This is a genomic window from Salinivibrio sp. IB872 (genome assembly GCF_001995345.1).
Taxonomy (GTDB): Bacteria; Pseudomonadota; Gammaproteobacteria; order Enterobacterales; family Vibrionaceae; genus Salinivibrio; species Salinivibrio proteolyticus.
Window position 1 is genome coordinate 21,664 of the sequence record NZ_MUFO01000011.1, and the last position, 23,123, is coordinate 44,786.

Here is a 23,123-nt window from a genome sequence, read left to right on the forward strand (position 1 = left end):
GACGCGGGCTTCTAGCTTCATGGCGATGACACGATTATTTTTGCGCGCGCTCAAATGAAGACAGGATTTCGTCTTTTGCCGCCTGGGCATCTTCCCAACCGTCTACTTTCACCCACTTGCCGGCTTCTAGCTCTTTATAGCGCTCGAAGAAGTGCGTGATTTGTGCTTTTAGCAGTTCAGGCAGGTCGTTCACGTCTTTCACGTGATCGTACTCTTTGGTCAGCTTGCTGTGCGGTACCGCGATCACTTTGGCATCTTCACCAGACTCGTCGGTCATTTTTAGCACACCAACAGGGCGACAGCGGATCACTGAGCCGGGTACCAATGGGAATGGGGTTGGAACCAGCACATCAACTGGGTCGCCGTCCAAAGACAAGGTGTGGTTTACATAGCCATAGTTACATGGGTAGAACATAGGCGTTGCCATGAAGCGATCAACGAATACGGCGCCGCTGTCTTTGTCGACTTCGTACTTGATTGGATCGGCGTTGGCAGGAATTTCAATCACCACATAAATATCTTCAGGCAGATCTTTGCCCGCTGGGACCTGGTTCAGGCTCATGGGATGTCCTTTTGTTTATCAAAAAAGTGTGTGCCAATTATAACCACCGAGCGTGAAAATAACAGAGGCGACCGCCGTGGTCGCCTCTTAATCATGATTTGCGATGAAATCTCACCGTCTTACTGCACTTAGTTATCGTCGTGATCGGGGTAGCGTTCGAGGAATTCACCGACTTTGTCCACCATATTGCTTRAGCCGACAAAGAAAGGCACGCGTTGGTGCAGCTCTTTCGGATCGATATCCATGATGCGCTGGGTACCATCGGTCGCTTTACCACCAGCTTGCTCAATAATAAACGCCATGGGGTTGCACTCGTAAAGCAAGCGTAGCTTGCCGTTGGGATATGCAAGTGTGCTGGGGTATAAGTAAATACCGCCTTTTAGCAGGTTGCGGTGAAAGTCCGCGACCAAAGAGCCAATATAGCGTGAGGTGTAGGGACGCTTCTCATTAGGGACGTTTTCTTGACAGTACTTGATATATTTTTTGACGCCTTGTGGGAATTTGATGTAGTTCCCTTCGTTAATCGAGTAGATGTTACCGTCTTGAGGGATGGTCATGTTTTCATGCGACAAGCAGAATAGCCCAAGCGACGGGTCATAGGTAAAACCGTGCACGCCATCGCCTGTGGTGTAAACCAACATGGTTGATGAGCCGTAAATGACGTAACCGGCAGCCACTTGGCGGTGGCCGGGCTGTAAGAAGTCTTCCTCGGTGGGGGGAGTACCCACCGGCGATACGCGGTGGTAGATAGAGAAAATGGTGCCAACAGACACATTAACATCAATGTTAGAGGAGCCATCCAGTGGATCGATGAGGACCACATACTTGGCATTGCGGTTGAGTTGCTTGTTGAAAATAACCGCTTCGTCTTCTTCTTCACTGGCGACACCACAGACGTGGTCGCGGGCTTCCATGGCGGCTTTAAACTTTTCGTTGGCGTAGACATCGAGCTTTTGCTGCTCTTCGCCTTGTGCGTTTTCTGTGCCAATCGCGCCGGCAATATCGACCAGACCGGCTTTGTTGACTTCACGGTTAACAATTTTGGCGGCCAGACGGATGGAGGCGAGAAGAGAAGATAAATCACCGCTGGCGTGCGGGAAGGCGTGCTGTTTCTCAACAATATACTCGCCGAGGGTCTTAATGTCGGGCATTCTCAATCCTTAATGATGATGAACTTTCTTTCTGATGCAATCGGATACATGGGCAGTCAGCTGCCTCTTAAAATCACGGATATTCTAGCGCCAGCGACTTTTTAATCGTACTGAAGAAATACATAGAGCAAGGGAAGTGTGATCGCCACATAAAAACCATGTCAGATGTACGCAAGCGATAAGACCCAAGCGCCAATCCAAGGCATAATGACAGCCTTATGCCGGATGGCTGAGTAACCAATACAACACAGTGAAAGCTATGCATATTCATATTCTCGGCATCTGCGGCACCTTTATGGGTGGCGCCGCGATGCTCGCAAAACAATTGGGGCACAGGGTGACCGGCTCTGATAGCCATGTTTACCCCCCGATGAGTACGTTACTCGAATCTCAGGGTATTGAGATTATCGAAGGTTATGATCCGGCTCAGCTTGCCCCCGTTCCGGACCTTGTGGTGATTGGTAATGCAATGAGTCGTGGCAATCCCTGTGTTGAGGCGGTACTAAACCAAGGCTTACCGTATACGTCAGGCCCGCAATGGTTGCATGATTTCTTATTACGAGACCGCTGGGTGCTGGCGGTTTCTGGCACACATGGTAAAACCACTACCGCTAGCATGTTGGCATGGATCTTAGAAGATTGCGGCTACGCGCCCGGTTTCTTGATTGGCGGTGTCGCGGGGAATTTTAATGGCTCGGCACGATTGGGCGATAGCCCATTTTTTGTGGTAGAAGCCGATGAATATGACAGCGCGTTTTTTGATAAACGCTCCAAGTTTGTTCATTACCAACCGAAAACCTTGGTGATCAACAACCTTGAGTTCGACCATGCCGACATATTTGATGATTTGGCCGCGATTCAAAAGCAATTCCACCATGTGGTGCGAACTTTGCCGGGGATTGGGCAAATCATTGCGCCCTCGGACGATGCCAATGTCGCAGAGACGCTTGCCATGGGGTGCTGGAGTGAATGCGTTTATGCAGGACCAGATGGACAATGGCAGACGGTGAAAAAAGATCCAGCCGGCAATCATTTTTCGGTGTATTTTGCCGGCGAGCATGTTGGGGATGTGAACTGGGACTTGGTTGGCGATCACAATGTACGTAACGCGTTAATGGCCATTGCGGCAGCGCGTCATGTGGGCGTGACGCCTGACTTAGCCTGTCAGTCGCTCGAGACCTTTATCAATACCAAGCGACGTCTTGAGTGGCGCGGCGAGCAAGCCGGTGTCACTGTGTATGATGACTTTGCTCATCACCCGACGGCGATTCGACTGACCCTTGAGGGGTTACGTGCGAAAGTCGGTAATGGCCGTATTCTGGCGGTGTTAGAGCCTCGTTCCAATACCATGAAGCAAGGGGTTCACAAAGACACCTTGGCGGCGTCATTGGCTCGTGCTGACCAAGTGTTCTTGTTCCAACCCCAAGGGCTGGATTGGTCGCTTGAAGCGGTGGTGGATAGCTGCGAGCAGCCGGCGCACATTCATGCCGATATTGATGGGTTGGTGACCGCTTTATGTGAGCAAGCCCAAGCAGGCGATACCGTGTTGGTGATGAGTAATGGTGGCTTTGGTGGTATTCACGACAAGCTGCTTAACGCGCTCGGCGATAAAGGGGAAAAGCATGGCGGATAAACGCATCACTCTGGCATGGACAGGTGCATCTGGCGCGCCATACGGGCTACGTTTGCTCGAATGCCTGCTTGCACAGGATTATCAGGTTTTCTTATTGATCTCATCGGCAGCACGTGTGGTGTTAGCCACCGAACATGGCCTGAAATTGCCTGCCGGGCCTGACGCGGCCAAAAAGGTATTGGTGGAACATTTACAGTGCAACACGGATAAGCTAGTGGTGTGTGGCAAAGAGGATTGGTTTTCGCCAGTTGCCTCAGGGTCAGCGGCACCGAAGCAAATGGTGGTATGCCCTTGCTCCGCCGGTTCATTGGCGTCGATTGCGCATGGCTTGTCCGATAACTTGATTGAACGGGCGGCGGATGTGGTGCTCAAAGAACGGGGGCAATTGTTACTGGTCGTTCGCGAGACGCCGTTTTCAACGCTGCATTTAGAAAACATGCACAAGCTATCGCAGATGGGCGTCACCATTATGCCTGCTGCGCCGGGTTTTTATCACCAACCCCAGTCTATTGACGACTTGGTCGATTTTATGGTGGCGCGCATTCTCGACCACTTAGGCGCGGCGCAAACCTTGGTGCCGCGCTGGGGGTATGATCAACGCCCTCGCGATAAAGCATAGTCAATCAGGTTCAGGCAAGGCCTGAACCTTCACTTTACGAGGGTGGCCCTAAATGAGCAGCCAGATATCGGCTAAGGTTTGAGTACCATCACGTGCACTGTCGCCCCTTCGAGCACTTTGGCGGCGACGGAGCCGAGCATCATCTTATTGACACGTGAACGTTTGTGGCTTGGCATCACGATGAGATCGCAGCCAATACGCTCGGCGGTTTTAATGATCCCCTTGTAAGGCTTTCCTTCCGCGATCGACACCTCACAGGCGATAGTTTTTGGCACGTATTTATCCGCAAAGCCTTGTAAGTTTCGCTTCATATCGCGTTTCATTTTGTTGGCGGCGTCTTCCGGGAAATAAGAGGCCACCATCGAATTATGAATGCCCGGCAGTACAGTCAGTAGGTGTATTTTTGCGCCAGATTGGCTGGCCAGCCAGACGGCATGATCGACGGCCTTGTCAGCAAAGCTCTCATCATTGAGGTCAAGCGGAACCAAGATGTGTTTATACATAGCGATATCCTTTACGGTCTAAAAAAGAAAAGGGCACGCGGTAAAACACGTGCCCTTAACACTAGGCTTGACGAATGCGACGGCGTTGATTCCAGCCGAGTAATGCCAAGAGCAACAAAGTTGGCACGAAGACCCATTCTTTCCATGGGCGGACATTGTCGACAGTCACGGCTTTGATTTGCCAATCAAAATCGATACCTGCTTTGTCTGCATCACTGCCAAACTGAATCATATCTACCAAAAGTTTGCCATCTTCTTCACGGAGCATGAGGCCTGTTTCACTGACGCGTGCTTCGCCGCTTTCCAAGCTGTGATCGATGGGGAGCACGACATGTTTCGCTATCTGCTCTCCAAAGAAGTTTTCCCCTTCCACTTCAAGCTGTAACGGCTCGCCTTCAGGCAAGGTGCCTGCGATACGTACTAATTCAGTGCCCGGATAGCTGGTGGTCGGTGGGTATACTTCGTCCCACCAAAAGCCAGGACGGAAGAGCGAGAAGGTGATCACTAGAAGCAGTGCGGTTTCCCACCATTTATTCTTAGTGAGCCACCACCCTTGTGTTGCGGCGGAAAAAGCCAGCATTGCGATGGTTGCCGACACCACGGTTAAGATCAGGTGAATAGGGCCCTCTAGGTCTAGCAACAACAACTGGGTGTTGAAGATAAACATAAACGGCAGGATGGCGGTACGGATGTCGTAGGTAAAGCCCTGCACACCGGTACGTATCGGATCGGATTTAGCAATGGCCGCCGCGGCAAAGGCAGCCAAGCCGACCGGTGGCGTGTCATCGGCAAGGATACCAAAGTAGAACACGAACAAGTGTACCGCGATCAAGGGAATGATCAGCCCTTGTTGTGCGCCTAAGGTAACAATCACGGGCGCCATCAGCGTGGAGACCACGATATAGTTGGCGGTAGTCGGTAGACCCATCCCCAATAGCAAGCTGATGACCGCGGTAAACAGCAGCATCAAGAAGATGTTGCCGCCGGAGATAAACTCGACAAAGTCCGTCATCACTAGACCGATGCCAGTGAGGGTGACGGTACCCACCACAATCCCCGCAGCCGCAGTGGCAACGCCGATACCAATCATGTTACGCGCACCGGTCACAAAGGCTTCGGCCAGATCGACCACACCGTCGCGGATTTCTTCTTTAAAGTTGGTCCGTTGATTGAAGTAAGCAATCAGCGGGCGCTGGGTGAGAATGATAAAGATCATAAACACCGTCGCCCAAAATGCGGACAAACCCGGTGAGAAGCGTTCGACGGTCAAACACCAAACCAATACGCCAATAGGCAACAAATAGTACAAGCCAGAACGCACGGTTGGGCCCGGCTCTGGTACCTCAGACAAATCGGCGGCAGCAGGGTCTTCTGCCGCTTCGGATTTGTACTGGGCGGAATAGCGCACCAACAGCACATAAGCGATTAGTGTCAGCAGGCCAATGATAACGGTTGCCATGGCACCGAACACATCTTTGGTCCAACCGATACCGTAATAGACCGCTGCGCTGAGGACCAGTAAGCCCACAAACACGGTCATAAATGAGAACAGTTTTTGTAGCAAGGTGCTGGTGTGGCGGCGCGGTAGGCCCTGCATCCCAGCCTTACACGCTTCTAAATGCACGATGTAAATTAGGGCAATGTAAGAGATCAGTGCAGGAAGCAGTGCGGCTTTAATCACCTCGACGTAGGAAATCCCCACGTATTCCACCATCAAGAATGCTGCTGCTCCCATAATAGGTGGGGTCAGCTGGCCATTGGTCGAGGCGGCTACCTCAACCGCGCCGGCTTTATGGCTTGGGAAACCCACACGTTTCATCAAGGGAATGGTAAAGGTCCCGGTAGTCACTACGTTGGCAATTGATGAACCCGAGACCAAACCGGACAGGCCGGACGCGACCACTGCGGCTTTGGCGGGGCCACCGCGCATGTGACCGAGTAGCGAGAAGGCCACTTTAATGAAGTAGCCGCCAGCACCGGCACGATCGAGTAATGCCCCGAATAGGACAAACAGGAATACAAACGAGGTAGAGACGCCCAGCGCCACCCCGAAAACCCCTTCGGTGGTGAGCCACAGATGCGACATGGCTTTATTTAAGCTCGCCCCTTTGTGTGCGATCACATCCGGCATGTAGGGACCGGCGAAGGTGTAGAGCAAGAATACACCGGCGACCACCATCAATGGCGGGCCAAGTGCACGGCGGGTCGCCTCAAGCATCAACACCATACCAATGGCAGCGACCGTGATATCCACGTCGGTATAAGCGCCGGCACGCCCAGCTAGATCGTTATAAAATAAGAATAAATACCCTGCGGCAAAGCTTCCCGCTAAGGCGAATACCCAGTCGAGTAGGAGGATACGATCGCGGGGAGAGGTTTTTAATGCAGGATAAGCGGTGTAGGCCAAGAACATCGCGAAAGCGAGGTGAACGGCGCGTGCTTCGGTGTCATTGAGGACACCAAAATCGAGTATGAAGGGGAGAGGTGAGGCATACCATAGCTGAAACAGTGACCAAAAAAGTGGTACCAGCCATAAAATGCGTCCCGGCAGTCCATGAGGTGAGCGCGCACCTGTATCCGCTTGCGCGACCATGTCTTGCACATCAGGAGACGATTGACTTGTCTTCGTCATGCAGTTTGTCCTTATTATCATTTGCACCGCGAGAGCGGCAGCAATGTCCCGAGAAAAGGGTACTCTCTGTCACAAAGCATAGCCTGTAGACAATGACATCAGTGTCAACGATGAGTACCTAACCGTTAATTATAATGGGCCGATGGGTGGCCAATGCGTTAATCGTTTGTTGGCGGTCAAACGCCGATAGTAACAGAGCGATAAAGAAAAATTAAAAGGATGTTATCGCTTTTGTGTGGAAAGGTGTGTAGCAAAGAGGGGAAAAGACAGACAGGCAGCGGGATCACGCTGCCTGATAAAAAGATTAGTAGTGGTATTCAAACAGATCACAGACGGCTTCAAAAAGTGCCTCTGTGGTGGTGCCACGGGTTGGTGTGATAAAGATGGTGTCATCCCCAGCGACGGCGCCCAAAATCCCTTCTGCCTTGCCAAGAGAGTCCAGTAAACGGGCAATTAATTGTGCCGCGCCTGGACCAGTGTGAATGACGACAACCGCTTCGTTATAGTCGATTTCCATCACCAGCTCGCGCAATGCGCTGCCCGTGGTCGGCACGCCCAATTCGATAGGAAGGCAGTACACCATCTCCATCTTGGCATTTCGGGTACGCACAGCGCCGAACTTGGTCAACATGCGCGACACTTTCGACTGGTTAATGCCCTCAAATCCTTGAGCACGTAAGGCTTCCACGATCTCGCCCTGAGAACTGAACTTTTCTTCTTTGAGGATGGCTTTAAACGCCCGAACCAATTGGTCTTGTTTTTCTGAGTTACGCATGACGGCTGACTCGCAATGACAAACGAGTGGCTATTTTGCATATACATTCACCGAAGGGCAATTGCTGACCCCACAAATTGGCGACAGCATCACTGTTCCTAACTCGATTCACGCGATTTCAACGCAGCAAAAAGAAAAATGAGAGCTTTGGCTGATCATCACCGCTTGACGCTTGAGTGCACGCATAGGCGGGCATATGATGAGCCCACAGTTCGCACCATTACGTGGCGATTTGTGCCCGAACAGAAGCCGGACCGGATCCGGACTATAAGAAATATCGAAAGGAGAACGACATGAAAGTTGCTGTGATTGGCGCCGCGGGAGGCATTGGTCAGGCGTTAGCCCTACTGCTAAAAAATAACCTGCCAGCGGGTTCCGACTTGGCTCTGTACGATATCGCACCGGTTACCCCCGGGGTAGCTGTGGATTTAAGCCATATCCCAACCCCGGTTTCTATTAAAGGCTACAGCGGTGAAGACCCAACCCCAGCGCTTGAAGGCGCGGACGTGGTCTTGATTTCTGCTGGCGTCGCCCGTAAGCCTGGCATGGACCGCTCAGATCTGTTCAACGTAAACGCCGGTATTGTTAAGTCCTTGGCGGAAAAAATTGCCGATGTTTGCCCGAAAGCGTGTGTCGGTATTATCACCAACCCAGTGAACACGACAGTGGCGATTGCAGCGGATGTCCTCAAAGCCAAAGGCGTCTACGATAAAAACAAATTGTTCGGCGTCACCACCTTGGATGTGATTCGCTCTGAAACCTTTATTGGTGAGCTAAAAGGCATGGATCCTCGTGAGGTTTCCATTCCGGTGATCGGCGGTCACTCAGGCGTTACCATTTTGCCTTTGCTGTCTCAGGTGAAAGGAGTGAGCTTTACTGACGAAGAAGTCGCAGCACTTACGCCACGTATCCAAAATGCGGGCACAGAAGTTGTCGAAGCCAAAGCAGGTGGTGGCTCTGCGACCTTGTCGATGGGGCAAGCAGCGTGTCGTTTCGGCCTATCTCTAGTGCGCGCGCTACAAGGTGAGTCAAATGTAGTGGAGTGTGCCTACGTGGAAGGCGATGGTCAGCACGCGCGCTTCTTTGCCCAACCGGTGCGTCTGGGTAAAAACGGTGTGGAAGAAATCTTGAGCATCGGTGAGCTGAGCGCGTTTGAGCAAAAAGCGATGGACGATATGCTCGACACCTTGCGTAAAGACATTCAAATGGGTGAAGAATTCGCGGCGAAATAGCCCCTTCATCGATGAAAAAACGGCGCGATATGCGCCGTTTTTTATGCTTGCTTGTCGCTAAATAGCGATAGACGCGTGTGGTTACTTATTCCGGTTAACCGCCAATTTTGCCAACGCGACTAAGGCGGCCTTGTAATCCGAATCCGCTAAACCATCTAGGGCGCGAATCGCCTTTTCTGATTCTTGCTCTGCACGCTCACGGGTATAGGACAAGGAGCCACATTGGTCCATGCAGGCCAAAATCGTCTCGAGTTTGTCCCGTCCATTCCCTTTCTCAATGGCTTCGCGGATCATAGCCGATTGATGCTCAGTGCCGTGTTGCATCGCATGCAACAAGGGGAGCGTCGGTTTCCCTTCAGCTAGATCATCGCCGGCATGCTTGCCCATTTCGTCATCCGCGCTGGTGTAATCCATGACATCATCAATCAGCTGAAACGCCGTTCCCAAATAGCGGCCATAATCTTGGAAGGCTTTTTCTGTCTCTGGATCCGCGTCGTTGAGAATGGCCCCGACCTGGGTCGCTGCCTCAAAAAGACGTGCGGTTTTAGAGTAGATCACCTGCATGTAGCTCGCTTCGGTGGTATTCGGGTCGTTACAGTTCATTAACTGCAGCACTTCCCCTTCGGCAATCACATTGGTGGCCTCACTCATCAGATCCAATATCTTCAATGAGCGCAAACTGGTCATCATTTGGAATGAGCGGGTGTAGATGTAGTCGCCGACCAGCACACTGGCGGCATTACCGAACATGGCATTGGCCGTTGCATTGCCACGGCGCAAATCCGATTCATCGACCACATCATCATGAAGCAAGGTAGCGGTATGAATAAACTCAATAAACGCGGCCGCTGTGGTGTGTTTTTCACCTTGATACCCAAGGGCTCTCGCCGCAAGAACCGCCAACATAGGGCGTAAGCGCTTACCCCCGCTGTTTACGATGTAAAAGCCAAGTTGGTTAATAAGCGCGACGTCAGAATTGAGTTGAGCCAGTATTTTTTGATCGACCTGCGCCATGTCATCACTGATCAAGGCTTGGATTGATTTGAAATCCATGAATAAAATCCGGGCTTTGTCCTAGTTGCTTGCTTGCCGCCACAAAACTGCACGTTTCTACGACGTGATGGATGAAAGACGCATGACGTATCAGCGTTGGCGTACTTTCAGGGTCAGTATCGGCGCTAGCGCGGGTGTTTAAGGTATCAATGGTACACCAAATCACGTGCGACGAGATAGCTCTCAGGCCTGCAAAAAGTGTGGGAATCTATGCTGAGCAGCTTTTCACCAATTTTCTTACGATCCCCTCTTGCCTCAAATCAATTTCTACCGTAGAATTCGCGCCCTATTGATGAATTATATGCGCACCCCTTACTGCTCAAATATTAAACGCAGTAGGCCGTGCGGAAATGCGGAGTAAACCATGTACGCAGTTTTCCAAAGTGGTGGTAAGCAACACCGAGTAAGCGAAGGCCAGACTATTCGCTTGGAAAAGCTAGACGTTGAAACTGGCGAAAGTGTTGAATTTGACAACGTGCTGCTAGTAGCAAACGGCGAAGACGTTAAAGTTGGCGCGCCATTTGTTAGTGGCGGTAAAGTAACAGCGGAAGTTGTTACCCACGGTCGTGGCGATAAAGTGAAAGTCGTCAAATTCCGTCGTCGTAAACATTCTCGCAAGCAAATGGGCCACCGTCAGTGGTTCACTGAAGTGAAAATCACTGGCATCAGCGCTTAAGAGTTAGGAGAGAGAAGAGATGGCACACAAAAAAGCTGGCGGTTCTACTAAAAACGGCCGCGATTCAGAAAGTAAACGTCTAGGTGTTAAGCGTTTCGGTGGTGAGTCTGTTCTAGCAGGTAACATCATCGTGCGTCAGCGTGGTACTAAATTCCACGCAGGTACTAACGTAGGTTGCGGTAAAGACCACACTCTATTCGCTTTGACCGACGGTAAAGTGAAGTTCGAGACTAAAGGTCCTCAGAACCGTAAATTCGTTACTATCGAAGCTGAATAAGTTTCAACGCCAAGCGAATTTTGAAGCCCTGCCACTTGGCGGGGCTTTTTATTGTGTCTGGTGATCCCTCGTCGAGCCGCCGCCAATCCACGGTAAGCAGAAAGTCAGCCAAGGCTGAAAATTGATCCTAAGATCGATAAGATCGCCACACACCAATCTGGGATAAGGCTAGCAGCCCGGGAACGAGATGTTTCTGGCCGCTGGTGCGGAGAAGTTAGCATGAAGTTTGTAGATGAAGCGATAATTCGCGTAGACGCGGGTGACGGCGGCAATGGTACCGTCAGCTTCCGACGTGAAAAGTATGTGCCCAAAGGGGGCCCAGATGGCGGCGACGGTGGCGATGGCGGTGATGTATACCTGCTCGCCGACGAGAACCTTAACACCCTGATTGATTACCAATTCGAGCGCTTTCATGCCGCAGGGCGTGGTGAAAATGGTCGCGGTGGTAACTGTACCGGCAAACGCGGTGATGATTTGGTGCTGAATGTGCCTGTTGGTACCCGTGCTGTCGATGAAGATACCGGTGAAGTGATTGCCGATTTGACCCAACATGGCATGAAAGTCATGGTGGCAAAAGGCGGCTTCCATGGGTTGGGTAATACCCGATTCAAATCATCCGTCAACCGCGCGCCACGCCAAAAAACCATGGGGACTAAAGGGGAAGTCCGTCAGCTGCGCCTAGAGCTGTTGCTCCTCGCCGATGTGGGCATGTTAGGCTTGCCGAATGCGGGTAAATCAACCTTTATTCGCGCGGTGTCGGCCGCTAAGCCAAAGGTCGCTGATTACCCCTTTACCACCTTGGTGCCAAGCCTTGGCGTGGTCCGTGTCGCTGCCGATAAAAGCTTTGTCGTGGCGGATATTCCGGGCCTGATTGAAGGGGCTGCCGATGGCGCGGGACTGGGTATTCGCTTCTTGAAACACCTTGAGCGCTGCCGTGTCTTGTTGCACATGATTGATCTGATGCCTGTGGATGGTACCGATCCGGTCGACAACGCGTTTACCATCATTGATGAGTTAAACCAATACAGTGAGAAGCTGGCAGATAAGCCGCGTTGGTTGGTCTTTAACAAAGTCGACCTCATGCCAGAAGAGCAGGCGCAAGAGCAAATCGATCGTGTGTTAGAGGCGCTCGCGTGGGATGATAAATATTACGCGATCTCTGCGATCAACAAGGCGAACGTCCAGCCACTGATTTACGATCTGATGGGCTTTATTGATACCTTACCGGCACCGACGCCAGAGGTTGAACCAGAGGATGAAACGGTGGCCTTCAAGTGGGATGATTACCACGAGAAGAAGCTCAATCAATCGGACGATGACGACGATGATTGGGACGATTGGGATGAAGACGACTACGACGTCGAAATCATCTACAAGCCTTAACCTGACAACCGCTGCTCACGAGCAGCGGTTTTTTTATGCCTATCGTCGCCATGTTTGATCGCCGCTGTATTGGCTGAGCGCAGAAAAAGGTACGCTGCCCAATTCCGACAAGGAAATCGGAGGTGTTTTATTTGCATCAAAGATTTTAAGCAGTTATTCATCAATACTGCGACAGTAGATAAAGGCGAGAGGGATAGCGGGTGACGAGACGGTTAACCGAACCAGAACAGCGTGCGATTTCACGTTTGGTCATAGAAGTCGGGCAGCGACTTTTGCAACATGGTGCAGAGAGTAAACTGGTGAGCGATGTCAGCATTCGCTTGGGCAAAGCGTTGGGGCTAGACAGTGTTGAGCTCGCGCTATCAGCCAGTTCATTGGTGGTCACCACCTTGAACCGCGGCCATTGCATTACCACTGCGAGACAGTGCCCCGACCGCGGGATCAATATGCAGGTGGTAACGGATATTCAGCGCACGGTGATCCTTGCGGAAAAGGGTATTCTCGACGCGCCAGCGGTGCGTAAGCGTCTCACCCGCATCAAGCCTCATCGTTATCCCCCTTGGCTAGTGGTGGGCATGATAGGGCTTTCCTGTGCCGCGTTTAGCCGGTTGGCCGGTGGTGATGCGGTTATCTTTGCCTTAACCTTTGTCGCATCGGCGTGCGGCATGCGTGTGCGCCAACTACTTGCCCACCGTCAGTTTAATCCTTTGCTCACTTTTGCGCTTACCGCCATGGTGACCACCTTAATTTCAAGCGTGGGGACGGTGATGAATTGGGGCAATGAACCTTTTCTGATCATGGCATCGTCGGTGTTGATGTTGGTGCCGGGTTATCCGCTCATTAACGCGGTCTCTGACATGGTGAAAGGGTTTGTCGATATGGGGATTGCACGCTGGACCATGGCGTCGTTACTGACCCTCGCCACCGCGCTCGGTATTGTCGGGGCGATGAATCTTGTCGGTGCATGGGGGTGGTTATGAGTTTGCTGCTTGCCCTATTGGAAGATATGTTTTTTGCCATGATCCCCGCGGTGGGGTTTGCCTTGGTCTTCAATGTGCCAGCCAAGGCGCTCAAATACTGCGCTTACGGCGGCGCGATTGGTCATGGGCTAAGGTTTGTGTTGATGGAGTCGGGTATGGCTATCGAGTGGGCGACGCTCGCGGGCGCCACCACCATCGGGTTTTTAGGGGTGTATTGGTCTCAGCGCTTTCTGGCCCATCCTAAGGTATTTACCGTCGCCGCCATTATTCCCATGATCCCCGGCGTTTACGCGTTTAAAGCGATGATCGCCTTGGTGACTATCAATAACCAAGGATACACGCCGGCCTTGTGGGCCAGCTTGATGGAGAATTTGATTAGCGCTGGGTTTATCTTAGCCGCATTAGCCATTGGCCTTGCGATGCCGGGGTTATTATTTTATCGTCGCCGACCTGTGATTTAATTCAATGAGGCCTGCGTAATGCGAGTCAGCTTAATTGCCGCAATGGCAAAAGACCGAGTAATTGGAAAAGATAACCAGATGCCTTGGCATTTGCCGGCTGATTTAGCGTGGTTTAAGCGCACCACCCTAGGGCATCCTGTGGTGATGGGGCGTAAAACCTTTGAGTCGATTGGCCGCCCTTTACCAAAGCGTACCAATATTGTGATCAGCCGCGATCCTGACTATCAACCAGACGGCGTGACCGTGGTCGCTTCGCCTGAGCAGGCGCTGGCCGCGGTGGGCGATGTGGCTGAGGTGATGGTGATTGGCGGTGGGACCATTTATGACGCGTTTTTGCCGCGCGCGGATCGCTTGTATCTCACCTTTATCGACACCCATGTTGAAGGCGATACTCGTTTCCCCGACTGGGGTGAAGGGTGGACGCAAGTGGCCAGTGAAACTCATGCACCGGACGAGAAAAACGCCCACCCACTGACTTTTACGGTTTGGGAGCGTGGTTAAGCACCGCCATTGAGCGCTGGTTGGGTAAAGCAAACCTTGTCTTCCCAACGCAGCAAGGTTAACTCACCGCCCCAAACACAGCCTGTATCCAGCCCGTATAAGCCGGGCTGGATGGCTCCCCCTAAAGCCGCCCAATGGCCAAACACAATCGCGTGTCCCAGTGGTTGTTGGCGCGCCACCTTAAACCAAGGGATGAGACCAGTATCTGCCGCTTTCGCGGGAGGTAGCTTGCATTGCATATCGAGGCGACCATCGGGCCAGCAAAATCGCATCCGGGTCAAACTATTAATGATATAGCGGTAGCGAGGCAGGCCTTCCAACGTTTCCTCCCAGTGATCGGGTTGATCCGCATACATATGTCGTAATAACCACGCTTGCTCATTGCTGTGCAGTATGGATTCGACTTCACGCGCGCAGGCGACAGCCGTCGCTTTATCCCATTGTGGGCTAATCCCCGCGTGGGTCAGCAAAAAGCCACCGTCGTCTCGCGCTGATTCGTCGATTAACAGAGGCTGAGCCGCTAACCATTGAAGCAATGTTTCTCGGTCTGGCGCGTCGAGGATCGGCTGGGTACGGTCTTTTGGCTTGGCCGGTTTAATCCCGTGTGCAACGGCTAATAGATGCAGGTCGTGGTTGCCAAGGACTATCTTGGCTGACGCGCCGAGCGCATGAAGATAGCGCAATACGGATAAGGAGTCCGGCCCGCGAGCGACCAAATCACCCGCGACATAGAGGGTATCGTGAGCGGGGGAGAAATCAACGCGCGCCAACAGCGCGCGTAGTTCTTGGTAACAACCTTGAATATCCCCGATAAGATAGGTAGCCATGTGTGGCCTCCTTGAGGGACGTTAGTGAAGAATGTTAGGGAGCGCGAGGCGGAACGGCTCAATTTCCACTTTAAACTGGTTATCGGCTTGATCTTGCATGGTATAGAAACCCTGCATCACGCCCACAGGCGTTTCAATGATGGTGCCACTGGTATAGGTATACTTTTCTCCCGCGGCAATACTGGGTTGCTCTCCCACCACGCCTTCGCCCTCAATCTCGATCTCTTTACCGTTGGCATCTGTGATTAACCACTTGCGTCGCATCAACTGTGCGGGCGCATCACCTTGGTTTTTAATGGTGACGGTGTAAGAAAACACAAAGCGCTCGTTGTCCGGCTCGGATTGATCTTCGACGTATTGGGTCGCGATATTAATCTCGAATTGCGGGTTATCGGTGGCTTGCAAGTCAAGGCTCCTGTTTATTGTTGATGGTTGGCGTCCAGCCAGTTTGCCAAGTTGACAAACTGCTCCAGCGTCAAATGCTCCGGTCGCAAACTAGGGTCAATACCGAGCTCGGTCAGTGTGTCCACACTCACCAAGGATTTGAAACCGTTACGTATGGTTTTACGGCGTTGGTTGAAGCCCTCTCGACAAACGCGCTCTAACCATTGCATGCTCGTTGCTGGGTGCGGCAGCGTTTTGTGTGGGATGAGGCGAACCACAGCCGAGTCCACTTTAGGCGCAGGTTTAAACGCGCTGGGTGGGACTTCTAGTACCGGAATGACCTGACAGTAATATTGCGCCATAACGGTTAATCGACCGTACGCTTTGGTTCCTGGACCCGCCGCCAAGCGGTTTACCACTTCCTTTTGCAACATAAAGTGCATGTCTTGCACATGGCCTGCAAATGAAAACAGATGGAACATCAAAGGGGTCGAGACGTTGTAAGGCAGATTACCGAAAATCCGCAAAGGCCCTTGCTTGGCAAGTTCGGCAAAATCAAACTGCATCGCATCCGCTTCGTGAACGGTTAACTTGCTGGCCATAAATGGGTGGCTACGCAGGCGGGCGGCCAGATCGCGGTCAAGCTCGACCACGTTTAAATGATCCACTTGCTCGGTGACAGGCTCAGTCAACGCGCCCAGTCCCGGACCAATCTCAACCAGATTTTCACCGGATTGAGGATTGATGGCCGAAACAATGCCGTCAATGATGTAAGGGTCGTTTAGGAAGTTTTGTCCGAAACGTTTTCTGGCGCGGTGGCCTTGGTGGACTTTATCGCTCATGCTTTGCTATCTACTAATTCAATGGCGTGGGAGATGGCCGTCCGCAGGCTTCCTGTATCCGCCGTACCAGTACCTGCTAAATCCAGTGCGGTACCATGATCTACTGATGTTCTGATAAAAGGGAGACCCAAGGTGATATTCACTGAGCGCCCAAATCCTTTGAATTTTAACACAGGTAAGCCCTGGTCGTGATACATCGCCAGTACAGCATCGGCATCTTGCAGATATTTCTCTTGGAAAAGCGTATCAGCAGGGAGCGGTCCGACCAAGTCCATCCCTTGCTCGCGTAACTCGTCGAGCGCAGGTTCAATGATGTCAATTTCTTCGCGACCCAGACAGCCGTCTTCCCCAGCGTGCGGGTTGAGACCACAGATATAAATACGTGGCTGCTTGATGGCGAATTTCTCTTGCAAGTCTTGATGCAAAATCGCAATCACATCATGCAGACGCTCTCGGGTGATCGCTTTGGCGACGCAGGCGAGCGGGATATGGGTAGTCACGAGTGCGACACGCAAGCCTTCAGTGGCCAGCATCATCACGACCTGATTGACGTTCGCGTGTTGAGCAAAAAACTCAGTATGACCGCTAAATGAAACACCAGCACGGTTGATAATGCCTTTATGAACGGGGCCAGTGACAATGGCAGCAAATTCACCGTTGAGATTCCCTTCAGCGGCGCGTGTCAGTGTTTCAAGCACGTAGCGGCCATTGGCTTCATCTAAGTGGCCCGCTACCACAGGCGCGCCGAGCGGTATATCTTCAACAATCAGCGTACCGGCTTGGTGTGGCGTGGCTGGCTGCGTGGCGTCGTAGTGCTCAAGCGTCACTGATAGACCAAGTGTCTTGGCGCGTTCTACCAACATGTCTCGATTGGCCACCACCACCAGTTGGTGTGGCCAAGGATGTTGTGCCATCGCTAAAATTAAATCAGGGCCAATCCCCGCAGGCTCTCCCGGGGTGATGGCAATACGCTTAACGGTCATCGCCGAGTACCTCAACGTACGCACCGGCGCGTAACTCTTGCAACCATGCTTGTGCTTCTTCGTTAAACTTGCGGTTAAACAGCATACGATAGGCTCGGTTTTTCACCGCTGCATCGGTTTTATCCACTTCGCGACGGTCGGTAACTTCAACAATATGCCAGCCATGTACCGTTTTGAATGGCTCGCTGATCTGGCCTTGTGGAAGGGCATCCACTTTGGCTTTAAAGGCAGGGACATAGACATCTGTGGTTGACCAGCCTAAGTCACCCCCATTGACGGCCGAGCCTGGGTCATCACTGTACTGTTTGGCTAAATCGGCAAAACTCTGATCACCCCGTTTGATCTGGGCGATGATGTCATTCAGCTCTTTTTGCGCACCTTTGTCACTAAGGACGATTGATGGCTTAATCAAAATATGACGCGCTTTAACCTCAGTCACCGCGACGGTCTCGAGTCCTTCTACATCGGTGATTTTAAGAATATGGTAGCCCACACCACTGCGGAAGGGGCCAATAATGGCACCTTTCCCTTGGTTACTGATCTGGTCGGCAAAGATGGTCGGCATTTCCTCTAAACGTAGCCAGCCCCAATCTCCCCCGTCGAGCGCTTTCGGCCCTTTCGAGTATGCCATGGCCAAATCGGCAACTTTTCCACCGTGGCGCAGTTTGTCGACAAGCTCAAATGCTTGCTTTTTCACGGCTTCGCGCGTGGCTTTATCCGCGTCATCATCCAGCTTTAGTTGGATGTGAGACAGCTTGTAGCGCACTTTTTGCAGTTGCTGTTCGTTCAGCTGCTTGGCCAAGGATTCGACTTCTTGAGGCAAAATGCTGATCCGACGACGCACTTGGGCATTGCGTGCTTCTGAAATGGTCAGCTCGCGGCGCACTTGTTCGCGGTATTGTGCCCAAGAGGTGCCTTGCGCGCTAACTTGTTTGCGCAGCTCATCGAGGCTCAGCGACTGTTCTTTGGCGATATTAGTAATTGCCTGTTGTAGCTGGCTATCGTCAATTTGAATACCTAAACGCTTCGCTTCTTGTAATTGCAGTTCTTCGACAATTAAGCGTTCGCGCATTTGCTCTTCCAACACGGAGGCTGGTGGCAGTTGACGCTCATTTTGTTGTGCGTTTAGCGTCACGGTACGACGCATGGCTTCCATATCACTGTTCAGCACGACCCCGTCGTTAACCACAGCGACCACGCGATCCAGCTCTTTGGGTGCTGCGTGGGAAAAAGGTGTAAGCAACACTAAAACGCCAGTGATGAGGGCGTGACTCCATTTGTTCATGCTTTGTCCACTTCTTTAAAAATCGTTCTACTGTCCAGACCACAGTGTGCCGTGTTAGTTCTTCAGCGCAAAAGGATCGCGGTAGCCAAGGGCGTTTCCTGAGTCTGTACTGAAGTTGAAACCGCTTTGTGCGCCGAGACCCAGCAGACTAAACGAGAGGGTGACGTTGTTGTCGTATTCAGGATCGCTGTTGATGTTAGAGCGCGAGAGCAAGTACTCATTGTAGCTCAGCCCAATGACCCAGCAGTCAGAACGGTAAGTCAGGCTAAACTGGTTTTCCAGCATGACATCTTGGGTCAGATCGCGCCAGTATTGCCCTTTAAAGCTCAGCCCGTTCCAAAGTGGGAAGCCTGTCACGACACCTGCTTGCGACAATCCATCGTCCGTTAGCTTGCTGATATCTCGGTTTGGCAAGGTCGATACTATGTACTCCTGCGCCACGTAACGATAGCTGGTTTGCGCGTAAAAGCCATCCTGACGGTATTCCGCAATCGCATTACCGAATTGCAACTCACTTAAGTTGCTGTCGTACTGCATGGAGCCGCGAACAAAGAAGTTGTCGTTAAAATTGGCTTCCCCCTCGAGCGCCCAGGCGGAATAGTCGAACGCATCTACATCCTCATCCGAAGAACGATCAAAATAATAGATCTGACCAAACGACAGGTTAAAGCGCTCTTTATAACCGCTGTCATAAAAGCGCGTGGTTGCCCCGTAGGTAAGCTGGTTAGCGGGGTTGATAAAGTCGATACTACTGAACTGATTACCGCGGAACAGGCCATAGTAGTCGGTTTGTAAGCGCGCAGTATCATAGCCGCCCCCGTTGTAGTTCACCGGGTTGTAGATATCACTTTGGTTGACATCCTTGATATACAAGTACTGCACTTGTGGCTCAAGGGTTTGACTAAAGTTGCTCCCCATCGCCCAGAAATTACGCTCAAGCACCAGCCCTGAGTGTAACCGCAATGTGGGGATCTTCCGCTCGACTGACTTACTCAGTTTGGCGGTCGACTCCGCATCCGGTGAGGCGTTATCAAAGCGCTGATCATAATGGGTGTAGAGCATGCTCGCTTCGGCGGTGGCGCTAAACCAAGGACGCGTGAAGGGAATGCTCAAGGTCGGCGCCAAATGGGTCCGGGTGGCCTCGGGTTTGTTCGGGTCATCACTGGCAAACACGCTCAATTGTGCGGGCAAGCTAATATCCGCCCAGCCCAAGGTTTGCGGCGCATAGTAATTGAGATCCACCTGCGGCATGAGGCGATAGACGCTGGTATTCTCAGTCAGTGCTTGGAAATCTCGGACACGTACCGTGCTATTCCAATCTAACCCGCGATAGCTGATTTCGCCGGTTTGTAGCAAGGTGTTGTCTTCCCGTTTACCCACATCGGAGTCGATATTCTGAAAGTAAGCAATATCGCTGACTTTGCTGTAATCGGCCTCATAGCGCCAGTGACCTTGGACGCCACTGTGTTTCCAGTTAAAGCCCCAACGCTCATCCAATTCAGGATTGAGCTGGTCGTCAGGGAGGTACTCGGAATATAACGAGCCGTATCCGAATGGCGCTAAATAACGAATATTGGTGTTAAGCTGAACGCCACGCTCCGACATGTATTTCGGCGTGATAGTGGCATCAAGTTGTGGGTGAATATTCCAATAAAATGGGGTTTCTAGCTCAACCCCGTCGCGATCACTCCACGACACCGATGGATAGAGGAAACCCGTTAAGCGCCCATCCTCGACCGGTACACGCAAATAAGGCAGGTAAAAAACAGGCACATTCATCACCTCAAATTTGGGGTGATACAAGTCGGCAAACAGGCTGTCTTCTTCTTTTTCGATTTTGGAAGCCGAAAAGCGCCAGCTTTTATCTTCATCCGGACAGGTGGTAAAGGTACCGTCTTCCATTTCATAGAAGGTGGTGCCGTTTTTAAATACCCGTTTGGCTTCACCGCGCCCCGGTGTACACAGCATTTTGTACTGTGCGTTATTGAGTGTGGTGTCTTCCGTATCAAGATTGGCCTGCAGGTAATCCGAGGTCACCATCATCTGCCCATCATTGAAGACCACATCGCCTTGAGCGGTGACAATACGCTCAGGGTCGCGCAGCGTAGCGGTATCCGCGGTCATTTTACGATGCCCTTGGGTAACCTCAACGTTGCCGCTGTAAATGGCTTTTTCGTTGGATTGGGCTTCGGCGCGATCAGCCACAACGCGAATCGGGGCGTTGTTCACATCTTGCGTTTGTTCACTGGGTGGAATACACCGCGCCTCGCTGTCCGGGCAAGGTGTGTCGGCGGAGTCCGCATTGGCAAAAGCAAGCGCTGGGCCATAGAGCGCCAGGCTAATCATGGTGGCTAAAAAGCTGCGTGCAGTCGGTGACATTGAAGAAGACATTCCTGTTTTATCTGATAGCGTGGTGTACACGAAGGCAACGCATCAGTATGCTTTGGCTGCAAAATGCGATTATCATAAATCAATTTACGCCCAGCATCACCTGTAAATGTGCAGGGTGTGAAACCAGCAATGAGACCATGGCATGCAACTATATGGCAAGGTAATTGGCGCTTTTCTCGGCATTTTGCTGGGAGGCCCATTCGGTTTTTTTCTTGGCCTGTTCTTAGGTCATCAGTTTGATAAAGCCAAGCAACGCGCCTCACTGGGCGGTTTTGGTGGCGGTTTCGGTGCTCAAGGTGCCGAGGCGCAGCGCGTCTTTTTTCATGGCACCTTTGCCGTGATGGGACATGTGGCAAAGGCTAAGGGGCAGGTCACACAGGAAGAGATTCGTCTAGCCAGCTTAATTATGGATCGCATGCAATTGCATGGGGCGGCGAGGCAATCCGCGCAAGACGCCTTTCGTGAAGGAAAAGGCAGTGATTTCCCGTTGCAAGAGACTCTAAATGGGATCCGAGCGTTAAGCCAAGGGCGGCGGGATCTGCTTAGCTTTTTCCTTGAAGTGCAGGTACAAGCGGCATTTGCGGATGGAGAGCTGCATCCGAAAGAGCGTGAGTTACTGTATATCATTGCTGAGGGGTTGGGTTTTTCCGCGCAGCAACTTGAGCAACGTCTACGCATGCAAGAAGCCGCGTTTCGCTTTAGCCAAGGTTACCAAGGGGATTGGCACCAGCACGCGGGCGGGGCGGGAGCGCCACCGCGTCAACGTGAGGTGGATGATGCCTATGAAGTACTCGGCGTGGATGCCTCCGCCTCTGCTCAGGAGTTGAAGAAAGCTTACCGTAAGTTGATGAATGAACATCATCCTGACAAGCTGATGGCCAAAGGGTTACCTCCTGAGATGATGGAATTGGCGAAAGAAAAAGCGCAAGAAATTCAAAAAGCTTACGATGTGATTAAAAAAGCCCGCGATATTTAGCGGGCGGCCGTGTTAATTAAGGTGTGCTGTGGTGTGCCTTGCAGATAGCCATCAATGTTATCCATCAGTTGCTGGCTGAGCCGATTCACCGCTTCATCTGCTCCCCATGCAATGTGAGGAGTAACGATTAAATTCGGCAGTGATGCGGTGATAAGCGGGTGATCATCAGGGGCTGGCTCTTCACTCAGCACATCTAGTCCGGCGCCACCAATTTGACCGGTTGTTAGGGCGTCGAGGAGCGCGTGTTCATCAACTAACCCGCCACGCCCTGTATTGATCAATAAGGCATGGTTTGGCATGCAGGCGAGGACATCACGGTTAATTAAGGCTTCTGTGTTCGGATTTAACGGATAGTGTAACGAGAGGATATCGGCGCGGCTGATCACCTCATCAAAGGGTACATAACCCTCCCGGCAATGGGTGGCTCCGCGGTGCTCAGCAAACATGACTGTCATGCCGACTGCGCGTGCTAAACGTGCAACGGCTTCGCCTAAAACCCCTTTACCGATAATCCCTAGTTTACTGCTGGCTACGCTGCCGATTGGATGAGTAAAAAAGCAAAACTGACCATGTTTTTGCCATGCGCCATGTTGGACGTCGAGGTGGTAGCCGAGCAATTGACGTTTAAGTGCAAAGATCAGGGCGATGACGTGTTCAGGTACCGATTGAGTGGCATAACCTTGGACGTTACAGACTTGCACACCGCGCGCGCGGCATGCAGCCAAATCCACATTGTTGACGCCAGTCGCGGCGACCGCAATCAGTTTGAGTTGAGGACAGGCGGCGAGCACCGTCTCATCGATGACCACTTTATTGGTGATGGCGACCTCGGCCTCTTGCAAACGCGTCACGACCTCATCAGGCTGTGTTTCACCATAGGCTTGCCAGCGATGGGGCGAGCGAGGTGTGGGCAGCACAATATGGGCTGGAATGGTGTTACGGTCGAGAAAGACGATATTGGTGGGGGTACGCTGAGCCATGTTGATCTCCGTGTCTC

At 52.0% G+C, this 23,123-nt stretch carries 23 protein-coding genes; 10 read left to right on the forward strand and 13 right to left on the reverse strand.

The annotated features are described in order from the left end of the window. Positions 1-34 precede the first annotated feature (34 nt). Both ppa and fbp read right to left on the reverse strand, forming a co-directional pair. Complete coding sequence (gene ppa, locus BZJ18_RS06540; RefSeq protein ID WP_069589628.1) at positions 35-562, reverse strand: inorganic diphosphatase; 528 nt, start codon at positions 560-562, stop codon at positions 35-37. A gap of 128 nt (positions 563-690) precedes the next feature. After that, positions 691-1,713, reverse strand: coding sequence for a class 1 fructose-bisphosphatase (gene fbp, locus BZJ18_RS06545; RefSeq protein WP_077455808.1), 1,023 nt, complete (start codon positions 1,711-1,713; stop codon positions 691-693). 259 nt (positions 1,714-1,972) lie between these two features. Here fbp and mpl point away from each other — a divergent pair, with 259 nt between their 5' ends. After that, positions 1,973-3,346 (forward strand): UDP-N-acetylmuramate:L-alanyl-gamma-D-glutamyl-meso-diaminopimelate ligase, encoded by a 1,374-nt coding sequence (gene mpl / locus BZJ18_RS06550; RefSeq protein ID WP_077455809.1) that lies wholly within the window; start codon positions 1,973-1,975, stop codon positions 3,344-3,346. After that, positions 3,336-3,965: a flavin prenyltransferase UbiX gene (locus tag BZJ18_RS06555; protein ID WP_077455810.1), complete on the forward strand. Its 630-nt coding sequence runs from the start codon at positions 3,336-3,338 to the stop codon at positions 3,963-3,965. The genes mpl and BZJ18_RS06555 overlap by 11 nt, the downstream gene beginning before the upstream one ends. Positions 3,966-4,036: 71 nt before the next feature. Here the strand turns inward: BZJ18_RS06555 and BZJ18_RS06560 are convergent, their stop codons facing one another. The 3 genes from BZJ18_RS06560 to argR form a co-directional block, all read right to left on the reverse strand. Beyond that, positions 4,037-4,468: a universal stress protein gene (locus BZJ18_RS06560; RefSeq protein WP_077455811.1), complete on the reverse strand. Its 432-nt coding sequence runs from the start codon at positions 4,466-4,468 to the stop codon at positions 4,037-4,039. 61 nt (positions 4,469-4,529) lie between these two features. Beyond that, positions 4,530-7,100 carry a TRAP transporter permease gene (locus BZJ18_RS06565; RefSeq protein ID WP_077455812.1) on the reverse strand — a complete coding sequence of 857 codons (2,571 nt, stop codon included), beginning with the start codon at positions 7,098-7,100 and terminating at the stop codon, positions 4,530-4,532. A gap of 304 nt (positions 7,101-7,404) precedes the next feature. Beyond that, a complete protein-coding gene (argR, locus tag BZJ18_RS06570) occupies positions 7,405-7,875 on the reverse strand; it encodes a transcriptional regulator ArgR (RefSeq protein WP_069589610.1) in 471 nt (156 codons plus the stop codon). Between the two features lie 293 nt (positions 7,876-8,168). Between argR and mdh the strand changes: the two genes are divergently transcribed. Further along, positions 8,169-9,107: a malate dehydrogenase gene (mdh, locus tag BZJ18_RS06575; protein WP_069589609.1), complete on the forward strand. Its 939-nt coding sequence runs from the start codon at positions 8,169-8,171 to the stop codon at positions 9,105-9,107. A gap of 81 nt (positions 9,108-9,188) precedes the next feature. On the opposite strand, the gene ispB is transcribed toward mdh, so the two are convergent. Continuing rightward, on the reverse strand, positions 9,189-10,160 hold the full coding sequence (gene ispB / locus BZJ18_RS06580) for an octaprenyl diphosphate synthase (RefSeq protein WP_069589608.1): 972 nt from the start codon (positions 10,158-10,160) through the stop codon (positions 9,189-9,191). Between the two features lie 364 nt (positions 10,161-10,524). On the opposite strand from ispB, the gene rplU reads away from it, so the two are divergent. The 6 genes from rplU to folA all read left to right on the forward strand — a co-directional run bounded on the left by rplU (position 10,525) and on the right by folA (position 14,438). Then, positions 10,525-10,836 (forward strand): 50S ribosomal protein L21, encoded by a 312-nt coding sequence (gene rplU / locus BZJ18_RS06585; RefSeq protein ID WP_069589607.1) that lies wholly within the window; start codon positions 10,525-10,527, stop codon positions 10,834-10,836. A gap of 19 nt (positions 10,837-10,855) precedes the next feature. Next, entirely contained in the window at positions 10,856-11,113 is a 258-nt protein-coding gene (gene rpmA, locus BZJ18_RS06590; protein WP_069589603.1) for a 50S ribosomal protein L27, read from the forward strand. Positions 11,114-11,332: 219 nt separating this feature from the next. Further along, positions 11,333-12,496: an Obg family GTPase CgtA gene (cgtA, locus tag BZJ18_RS06595; protein ID WP_069589601.1), complete on the forward strand. Its 1,164-nt coding sequence runs from the start codon at positions 11,333-11,335 to the stop codon at positions 12,494-12,496. A 200-nt stretch (positions 12,497-12,696) separates the two neighbouring features. Continuing rightward, a complete protein-coding gene (locus tag BZJ18_RS06600) occupies positions 12,697-13,476 on the forward strand; it encodes a threonine/serine ThrE exporter family protein (RefSeq protein WP_069589598.1) in 780 nt (259 codons plus the stop codon). Then, positions 13,473-13,937, forward strand: a complete 465-nt coding sequence (locus BZJ18_RS06605; protein ID WP_077455813.1) for a threonine/serine exporter family protein — start codon at positions 13,473-13,475, stop codon at positions 13,935-13,937. Before BZJ18_RS06600 ends, BZJ18_RS06605 begins: the two co-directional genes overlap by 4 nt. Before the next feature lie 18 nt (positions 13,938-13,955). Next, positions 13,956-14,438, forward strand: a complete 483-nt coding sequence (folA, locus tag BZJ18_RS06610; protein ID WP_069589594.1) for a type 3 dihydrofolate reductase — start codon at positions 13,956-13,958, stop codon at positions 14,436-14,438. Here folA and apaH read toward each other — a convergent pair. Genes apaH through lptD form a run of 6 tightly spaced genes read right to left on the reverse strand, consistent with a single transcriptional unit; the run spans position 14,435 to position 21,138 of the window. Next, positions 14,435-15,265 (reverse strand): bis(5'-nucleosyl)-tetraphosphatase (symmetrical) ApaH, encoded by an 831-nt coding sequence (apaH, locus tag BZJ18_RS06615; protein ID WP_077455814.1) that lies wholly within the window; start codon positions 15,263-15,265, stop codon positions 14,435-14,437. The two genes, folA and apaH, sit on opposite strands and share 4 nt — an antisense overlap. A 21-nt stretch (positions 15,266-15,286) precedes the next feature. Then, on the reverse strand, positions 15,287-15,670 hold the full coding sequence (gene apaG, locus BZJ18_RS06620; protein WP_077455815.1) for a Co2+/Mg2+ efflux protein ApaG: 384 nt from the start codon (positions 15,668-15,670) through the stop codon (positions 15,287-15,289). A gap of 14 nt (positions 15,671-15,684) precedes the next feature. Then, on the reverse strand, positions 15,685-16,491 hold the full coding sequence (rsmA, locus tag BZJ18_RS06625) for a 16S rRNA (adenine(1518)-N(6)/adenine(1519)-N(6))-dimethyltransferase RsmA (RefSeq protein WP_069589588.1): 807 nt from the start codon (positions 16,489-16,491) through the stop codon (positions 15,685-15,687). Beyond that, a complete protein-coding gene (pdxA, locus tag BZJ18_RS06630) occupies positions 16,488-17,474 on the reverse strand; it encodes a 4-hydroxythreonine-4-phosphate dehydrogenase PdxA (protein WP_077455816.1) in 987 nt (328 codons plus the stop codon). Before pdxA ends, rsmA begins: the two co-directional genes overlap by 4 nt. Continuing rightward, on the reverse strand, positions 17,464-18,759 hold the full coding sequence (gene surA / locus BZJ18_RS06635; protein ID WP_077455817.1) for a peptidylprolyl isomerase SurA: 1,296 nt from the start codon (positions 18,757-18,759) through the stop codon (positions 17,464-17,466). Before surA ends, pdxA begins: the two co-directional genes overlap by 11 nt. A 54-nt stretch (positions 18,760-18,813) precedes the next feature. Next, complete coding sequence (gene lptD, locus BZJ18_RS06640) at positions 18,814-21,138, reverse strand: LPS assembly protein LptD (protein ID WP_077455818.1); 2,325 nt, start codon at positions 21,136-21,138, stop codon at positions 18,814-18,816. 154 nt (positions 21,139-21,292) lie between these two features. Here lptD and djlA point away from each other — a divergent pair, with 154 nt between their 5' ends. Further along, a complete protein-coding gene (gene djlA / locus BZJ18_RS06645) occupies positions 21,293-22,126 on the forward strand; it encodes a co-chaperone DjlA (RefSeq protein WP_077455819.1) in 834 nt (277 codons plus the stop codon). Here djlA and BZJ18_RS06650 read toward each other — a convergent pair. Continuing rightward, entirely contained in the window at positions 22,123-23,106 is a 984-nt protein-coding gene (locus BZJ18_RS06650) for a D-2-hydroxyacid dehydrogenase (RefSeq protein ID WP_077455820.1), read from the reverse strand. The genes djlA and BZJ18_RS06650 overlap by 4 nt on opposite strands. Positions 23,107-23,123: the final 17 nt, after the last annotated feature.

Excerpts from the sequence above, each read along its gene's own strand:
- BZJ18_RS06605 (WP_077455813.1), top strand. The coding sequence starts at position 13,473 with ATGAGTTTGCTGCTTGCCCTATTGGAAGATATGTTTTTTGCCATGATC.
- BZJ18_RS06565 (WP_077455812.1), bottom strand. The coding sequence starts at position 7,100 with ATGACGAAGACAAGTCAATCGTCTCCTGATGTGCAAGACATGGTCGCG.
- ispB (WP_069589608.1), bottom strand. The coding sequence starts at position 10,160 with ATGGATTTCAAATCAATCCAAGCCTTGATCAGTGATGACATGGCGCAG.
- folA (WP_069589594.1), top strand. The coding sequence starts at position 13,956 with ATGCGAGTCAGCTTAATTGCCGCAATGGCAAAAGACCGAGTAATTGGA.
- rsmA (WP_069589588.1), bottom strand. The coding sequence starts at position 16,491 with ATGAGCGATAAAGTCCACCAAGGCCACCGCGCCAGAAAACGTTTCGGA.
- BZJ18_RS06560 (WP_077455811.1), bottom strand. The coding sequence starts at position 4,468 with ATGTATAAACACATCTTGGTTCCGCTTGACCTCAATGATGAGAGCTTT.
- mdh (WP_069589609.1), top strand. The coding sequence starts at position 8,169 with ATGAAAGTTGCTGTGATTGGCGCCGCGGGAGGCATTGGTCAGGCGTTA.
- apaH (WP_077455814.1), bottom strand. The coding sequence starts at position 15,265 with ATGGCTACCTATCTTATCGGGGATATTCAAGGTTGTTACCAAGAACTA.
- djlA (WP_077455819.1), top strand. The coding sequence starts at position 21,293 with ATGCAACTATATGGCAAGGTAATTGGCGCTTTTCTCGGCATTTTGCTG.
- argR (WP_069589610.1), bottom strand. The coding sequence starts at position 7,875 with ATGCGTAACTCAGAAAAACAAGACCAATTGGTTCGGGCGTTTAAAGCC.
- lptD (WP_077455818.1), bottom strand. The coding sequence starts at position 21,138 with ATGTCACCGACTGCACGCAGCTTTTTAGCCACCATGATTAGCCTGGCG.
- rplU (WP_069589607.1), top strand. The coding sequence starts at position 10,525 with ATGTACGCAGTTTTCCAAAGTGGTGGTAAGCAACACCGAGTAAGCGAA.
- surA (WP_077455817.1), bottom strand. The coding sequence starts at position 18,759 with ATGAACAAATGGAGTCACGCCCTCATCACTGGCGTTTTAGTGTTGCTT.
- ppa (WP_069589628.1), bottom strand. The coding sequence starts at position 562 with ATGAGCCTGAACCAGGTCCCAGCGGGCAAAGATCTGCCTGAAGATATT.
- cgtA (WP_069589601.1), top strand. The coding sequence starts at position 11,333 with ATGAAGTTTGTAGATGAAGCGATAATTCGCGTAGACGCGGGTGACGGC.
- rpmA (WP_069589603.1), top strand. The coding sequence starts at position 10,856 with ATGGCACACAAAAAAGCTGGCGGTTCTACTAAAAACGGCCGCGATTCA.
- mpl (WP_077455809.1), top strand. The coding sequence starts at position 1,973 with ATGCATATTCATATTCTCGGCATCTGCGGCACCTTTATGGGTGGCGCC.
- BZJ18_RS06555 (WP_077455810.1), top strand. The coding sequence starts at position 3,336 with ATGGCGGATAAACGCATCACTCTGGCATGGACAGGTGCATCTGGCGCG.
- pdxA (WP_077455816.1), bottom strand. The coding sequence starts at position 17,474 with ATGACCGTTAAGCGTATTGCCATCACCCCGGGAGAGCCTGCGGGGATT.
- BZJ18_RS06650 (WP_077455820.1), bottom strand. The coding sequence starts at position 23,106 with ATGGCTCAGCGTACCCCCACCAATATCGTCTTTCTCGACCGTAACACC.